General features: G+C 44.2%; 5 protein-coding genes and 1 tRNA gene. 2 read left to right on the top strand and 4 right to left on the bottom strand.

The window, feature by feature from the left end; translation table 11 throughout:
* Window positions 1–32: 32 nt before the first annotated feature.
* Entirely contained in the window at window positions 33–350 is a 318-nt protein-coding gene (locus R7O13_RS11190; protein ID WP_005378586.1) for a DUF1244 domain-containing protein, read from the bottom strand.
* Window positions 351–564: 214 nt separating this feature from the next.
* Here R7O13_RS11190 and R7O13_RS11195 point away from each other — a divergent pair, with 214 nt between their 5' ends.
* The gene (locus R7O13_RS11195; RefSeq protein WP_137281816.1) at window positions 565–1,140 is read left to right on the top strand and encodes a porin family protein; all 576 of its coding nucleotides are present in this window, start codon (window positions 565–567) and stop codon (window positions 1,138–1,140) included.
* A gap of 90 nt (window positions 1,141–1,230) precedes the next feature.
* Here R7O13_RS11195 and R7O13_RS11200 read toward each other — a convergent pair whose 3' ends face one another.
* The 3 genes from R7O13_RS11200 to R7O13_RS11210 all read right to left on the bottom strand — a co-directional run bounded on the left by R7O13_RS11200 (window position 1,231) and on the right by R7O13_RS11210 (window position 5,857).
* Window positions 1,231–1,428 carry a type II secretion system protein gene (locus R7O13_RS11200; protein WP_031781369.1) on the bottom strand — a complete coding sequence of 66 codons (198 nt, stop codon included), beginning with the start codon at window positions 1,426–1,428 and terminating at the stop codon, window positions 1,231–1,233.
* 221 nt (window positions 1,429–1,649) lie between these two features.
* Entirely contained in the window at window positions 1,650–4,763 is a 3,114-nt protein-coding gene (gene vmeF / locus R7O13_RS11205; RefSeq protein ID WP_318303855.1) for a multidrug efflux RND transporter permease subunit VmeF, read from the bottom strand.
* The gene (locus R7O13_RS11210) at window positions 4,763–5,857 is read right to left on the bottom strand and encodes an efflux RND transporter periplasmic adaptor subunit (RefSeq protein ID WP_005389959.1); all 1,095 of its coding nucleotides are present in this window, start codon (window positions 5,855–5,857) and stop codon (window positions 4,763–4,765) included. The genes vmeF and R7O13_RS11210 overlap by 1 nt, the downstream gene beginning before the upstream one ends.
* A gap of 292 nt (window positions 5,858–6,149) precedes the next feature.
* Here R7O13_RS11210 and R7O13_RS11215 point away from each other — a divergent pair.
* Window positions 6,150–6,216 (top strand) — tRNA-Tyr (locus R7O13_RS11215).

Consider the following 6,216-nt stretch of genomic DNA (forward strand, 5'->3'; position numbering starts at 1 on the left):
AACTTCATGCGGGCTGTTTTTATCGCTGGGTTTTACTTTTTCTGGCGCGCTTCAAACGCAGCCAATTGTTCTGGCGTTGCCGCTGGTTGATGATTTTGTTTCCATTCATCGTAAGTCATGCCGTAAACACGTTCGCGAGCGTCATCAATATCTAAATCCAAACCGAGATTTTCAGCCTCAGATTTATACCATTTGCTAAAGCAGTTGCGACAGAAGCCCGCAAGGATCATCAGGTCGATGTTTTGTACGTCTTTGTTGGCATCTAAATGCGCCAATAAACGGCGAAATGTCGCCGCGTCTAACTTATCTTGTTCTTCTTGAGTCAAGTTTTTGTATTTGAATTCAGCCACTTTCCTTTCCTTCTCTCTTATTTAACTAGCTTTCGTCACCATATCTAGTTAGTCGGTAGTCATGAGTAAGAAGTATGCTTTAGCGCAACAATTCCCATTCTAAAATCACTACCTTTGATAAAAGCTGATATGATAATTACCATCCATCCTATTGATTAAATTAACATTTAAACAAATCATTACAACGGTCTTTTACCAAGGTTATCGTCTAGTTATGAAAAACGCCATTCTATTATTGTCTGCCTTGACCATTAGCGTGCCAACTTTAGCTGCTCAAGAACAAGCTCATCAATCTTATTTTTATCTGGGTACTGGTAACGTTGGTTTTGATACACCGTACTTCGGCTCGGATAGAGACAATGAGTGGTCAACACCACATATCACAGTTGGCTGGGGTTACCATGTAAACCAATACCTCGCGTTTGAAGGGGTTCTGCGCTATTCACAAAATGAACTTAAGAACGATGCTCTAAAAACTGACTTAGATCTTCACTATTACCAAGCAGGTATGTCTGCTGTTGTAACAAGTGATAACTTAGGCGATACGCCGCTGTCACTGTTTGGTCGCGTAACTGCGCTTGGCACTCAAGCTGAAATGTACGTACCAAACGAACAAAAAGTCACAGATGACTCAGGCGCACTATTCAACATCGGTGCTGGCGTCCATTGGGATATGAGTACAGATATCTGGTTACGCGCAGAGTACATTTATAATGTCGCAGATATGGGTTTTGAAGATTTTTACGACAGCTACGAAGGTGTACAAATCAGCCTAGGGAAACGCTTCTAACATTAGATAGCACCAAGTTTCCATAATTGAAAAACAAAGAAGCCGAGAGTTTTGCCTCGGCTTCTTTTAGATTCTATAGTATGTCGTCACTTACTGAACAGAGAACGTTTCTGTTGCCTCTTTGTTCACATGGTTGCTTGGTTGACCAGCATCGAGAGAATGTAAAATACCATCTTGACGATCTTTTAATGCATTCGTCAACGTTGGAAGTGCGGTAGTTGCTAGCAACGCCATAACACCTGCAACTAAAACCATTTCGACCATGTAACTACCACGTACTTTTTTCAAGGAAACACCTCAATAATAATAGGCATAGGCTGCTTTCCTAGCATTAAACCTAACAAGACCCAACATTCAGTCAAAACGATGAGCGAGTCCTGTGCCCCTCGAAGAAGTGACGAAATAATAAACAAAAATAATCATTAAATCTATAAGTAATCACTATCTATATAAAAAAACACCGAACAAAAATTGCCCGGCGTTTTCAATCAAAGCTTTACGTGCTACTGCTAGGGGTGGGCAACACGGCCCTTCGTATCATGGCTAATTGCTTTGTTTAACTCTGCTTCTACATGACCTGGTGCTTGTGTTTTCGCCGAAATCAATCGGTACATTGCCGGGATAACAAACAAGGTCACCAATGTCGCAAACCCCATCCCGAAAAAGATAACCGTACCCACGGCAATACGGCTCTCATAACCCGCCCCTGTCGATACGATCAACGGAATTGCGCCAGCAAGTGTGGTAAACGCAGTCATCAAGATTGGACGTAGACGTCGCGCAGCTGCATCAATGATCGCTTTTTCAAACCCAACGCCACGATCACGTAGCTGATTGGCAAATTCTACGATCAAAATACCGTTTTTCGTCACCATACCAATCAACATGATCATGCCAATCTGGCTATAAATGTTCATACCTTGGCCCATAATAACCAAACCAAGGAAGCCACCAAATACACCCATCGGCACCGTAAACATGACCACTAACGGGTTTACGAAGCTTTCAAACTGAGCCGCCAACACGAGATACGCCACTAGTAGTGCCAATGCAAACACAACAGCAACACTCGCTTGGTTCTCTTTAAAGTCTTTCGACTCCCCCGAATAACTCACCGAAATGTCACCCGGTAAGTTGTCGATGGCTTCCTGGTCTAGGTAATTCAGCGCATCTCCTAATGTATAACCTTCCGACAGGTTGGCAGTAATAGTGATGGACTTCTGTTTGTTGTAGTGAGAAAGACGAATAGAGGCCGCCACTTCTTCAATTTTTGTGACCGCATCTAACGTCACTAGCTGACCGCTATTCGTGCGCAGATAAATCTGACTTAAATCTGCAGCATTATTAAAGCTATTTTCATCACCGCGAAGATACACATCGTACTCTTCGCCACGCTCAACATAAGTCGTTTCGCTTTTACCACCGAGCATGATTTCTAGGGTGTCAGAAATGTCTTGAACACTGACTCCTAGCTCTGCGGCACGCTGTCGGTCAACTGTAACCAATAACTCAGGCGTTTTTTCCGAGTAATCTATCTCTGCTCCTTCCATCATTGGTGATTCTTCTGCTTTGTTCTTTAGCATTTCAGCCCAAACAACGAGCTCATCGTAATCAGAGCCGCCTAATACGAACTGAACTGGCTCACTCGAACCACCTTGGAAACCTGGCATAAATGGGAACACTCGAACATCTGGGATACCTGCCAATTCTTTACGTACTTTGTTAAGGGCTTGCTGAGCCGTGATATCACGTTCGTTCCAATCTTCTAGAATCATGATCACAAAGCCTGTCTGGTCTCCTGCCTGGCCACCAAACGCTGGCGTTTGGATGCTGAATGACTTCAGATAACCTTGCCCTAGTAATGGCATCAATCGGTCTTCGACAATATCCATATTGGCTGACATACGATTGTATGACGTAGCATCTGCACCGCGCACAAACGCGAATATCACACCGCGGTCTTCTTGTGGGGTCAGTTGGGCCGGTACCTGATTCATCAAGAAATAGCTACCGCCCAAACAAGCTAGAATCACCAGCGGAGCAGCCCAACGTACTTTCAATGCGCCTTTCAATAATGCGCGATAGCCACTCTCAAGCTTGCTAAACAAGCGATCAACCGCTTCATTGAATCGATTTGGTTTTACATTCGCTTTCAAAATCTGACTCCCTAATACAGGCGTCAGCGTCAGGGCAATCAAAGAGGAGAATATGACCGACATAGCCAGCAATACAGAAAACTCTGTAAATAGTAGACCTACCATGCCATCCATAAAGGAGATCGGTAAGAACACCATCACCAGCACTAATGTTGTTGCTACAACAGCAAAACCAACCTCTCTGGTGCCTTTATATGCGGCGAGTAATGGCGATTCACCGCGTTCAATATGGTGGAAGATATTCTCTACAACCACAATTGCGTCATCCACCACCAAACCAATCGATAATATCAATGCCATCAAGGTGATCAAGTTGATAGAAAACCCAAAGTAGTACGCGGCAATGAACGAAGAAATCAGAGAAACAGGTACCGTAACCGCAGGAATTAAGGTTGCACGAGCTTGGCCGATGAAAATGTACAATACCAAAATCACCAAGCCGCCCGTGATAAATAGCGTGCTGTACACCTCTTCGATTGAACGCTCGATAAACACTGTCGCGTCGTAATCTATCGCAAGACGTGTACCTTCTGGTAAGAACTTCTGGATGTTATCGACTTCAGACCTAACCAGCTTCGCAACCTCTAACGGGTTTGCGTCTGACTGCGGTACCACACCAAGACTGATGTTTACTACACCATCACTTTTGAAGGTTGAGTTTTCGTTTTCTGCACCAATGAAGACATCTGCTACATCTTTTAAATAGATAGGTGTATTGTCGCTTGCGCGTTTAATGACAAGATATTGAAAATCTTCAGGCGTGTTATAAGTACGAGCCGTACGCACGGACATTACTGTTGAGTCGTTGCGAACTTCACCTCCTGGGCTTTCTAGGTTCTCACTTCGCAAAGCTGATGTAATGTCCGAAGCTGTAACTGAACGTCCAGCCATTAGTTCTGGCTTAAGCTTCACGTACATGACCTTGTACAAACCACCGGAGAGATCAATGGAGCTAACCCCAGAGACCAGGCTAAAGCGGTCCATCAATACACGTTCGGCATAATCCGTTAATTGAGTACGGTCCATCTCTGCAGAACTGAGATTGATGTAGAGCGATGCCTCTCCCGAGCCATTGTTCTTATAAACAATAGGGTCATCCGCTTCATCAGGTAGCGAGCGCTGAGCACGAGCCACGGCATCACGCACGTCGCTCACACCTGTGTTGAGATCGTAACCTAATTCAAACGTGATCGTGATACGCGACATGCTGTTACGAGTAGTGGAGCTAATTTCATCAACTCCACTGATCCCAGAAAGCTGGTCTTCCAAAACGGAGGTAATTTGGCTTTCAATAATAGTCGCAGATGCACCCTCATAACGCGTACTGATAGAAACGACTGGGCTTTCTATATCAGGCATTTCACGAACGGCTAATTTGGTGAATGACACAAAGCCAAACACACACAACAGCATGCTCAGAACTAACGCCGCGACAGGGCGTTTAACTGCAACGTCGGACAGTAACATTAGTTTTCTTCCTCATCCGATTCACTGTCATTGCGTGTCACATCCGTGGTGTTCGCTTTTAGTGGCGCGACAATTTCTTTCACTTCGACACCATCACGCATGTTAACAATGCCTTGAACCACAATCTTGTCACCAATCTCAACACCAGATTCGATCACCACCTCGTTGCCAACACGAGCACCTAGCGACACTTCTTGACGAGTAGCTTTGTTGTTTTCATCAATTACATATACAAAACGTTTAGTTCCGGAGTATTCAAGCGCTTGAACAGGAATGATTGGCGCCTTAATAGCAGGAAATGCTAGTGAAGCGTTCATCAACATGCCCGGCTTCAATTGATTTTCTGGGTTATCAAACTCAATACGCACGCGAAGATTCAGTGTTTCGGCGCTGATACGCGTATCAATACCTGTGACTTGACCAGTAAAGATCTGGCTACCCCATGCACTGGTTTTAGCGATGACTTCCATACCAATAGAAAGCATCGATAAATAGCGCTCCGGTACTTGTAAATCCAGTTCCATGACGGAAAGATCATCCAAAGTCAAAAGTTCAGTACCCGCACTGACCATTTTGCCGCGGCTAAAATCGATAAAACCAACAGTGCCAGAAAATGGAGCAGTAATATGGAGATCAGCTAAATTGGCTTGAGCAGCATCTAGCCTCGCTTGTGCTATTTCAACACTGGCTTTTTGTGCATCGATTTCAGTTTGAGTAATCGCATTCCGCTTAACCAAACGTTGGAACTCTTTTAACTTACGCTGTTCATCTTTTAGATACGCCTTTGCCTCAATCAAAGCGGCTTGAGCCTTATCGTCATCTAACTTAATTAATAACTGGTCTTGCTGAACATTTTGATTCGCTTTAACAGCGATTTGATTCACTTTGCCGGCGACTTCCGATGCGACAACCACAGACTCCGCTGCCTTTAATTTGCCGATAAGAGTTAAGGATTGATTGATCTCATGCGTTTCTACTTGTTCAGTCACAACAGTAACCGCTGAGCCTCCTCGCATCGCAGCGCAAACCGATGGAGAACTCAGTAATATAGAAAGCGTTAAAACAGATAACGATAACGTGGCTTTCATGCTCATGATATTGACTTCTAAACGAATAAACTTATGTCATTAAACTGCTTACAGTTTATCAGTAGATACGGTGTTTAACGTCAAGTAGTGTAAATTCAAGTAAAAAGCGCGCCTCTCTTCTGTTCAAAGGACAAACAAAACGCTGACTTTCTACCATCTTTGCCCAAAAAGACAGCATTCAACGTAAAAACGTAAGAAAAACGCTTTACAGCCTGAGCGAGTTTGCTATGATTCGCTCCGCACTTGGGAGATGAGTTGGGAAAACATCTTACTAAGTATAAAAATCCTCTGGAGGGGTTCCCGAGTGGCCAAAGGGAGCAGACTGTAAATCTGCCGGCACTGCCTTCGATGGTTCGAATCCGTCC

The organism is Vibrio sp. Y176 (assembly GCF_033438945.1).

What these genes read in the sequence shown, in the direction of transcription:
- R7O13_RS11195 (WP_137281816.1), top strand. Translation starts at nt 565, where the DNA reads ATGAAAAACGCCATTCTATTATTGTCTGCCTTGACCATTAGCGTGCCA.
- vmeF (WP_318303855.1), bottom strand. Translation starts at nt 4,763, where the DNA reads ATGTTACTGTCCGACGTTGCAGTTAAACGCCCTGTCGCGGCGTTAGTT.
- R7O13_RS11210 (WP_005389959.1), bottom strand. Translation starts at nt 5,857, where the DNA reads ATGAGCATGAAAGCCACGTTATCGTTATCTGTTTTAACGCTTTCTATA.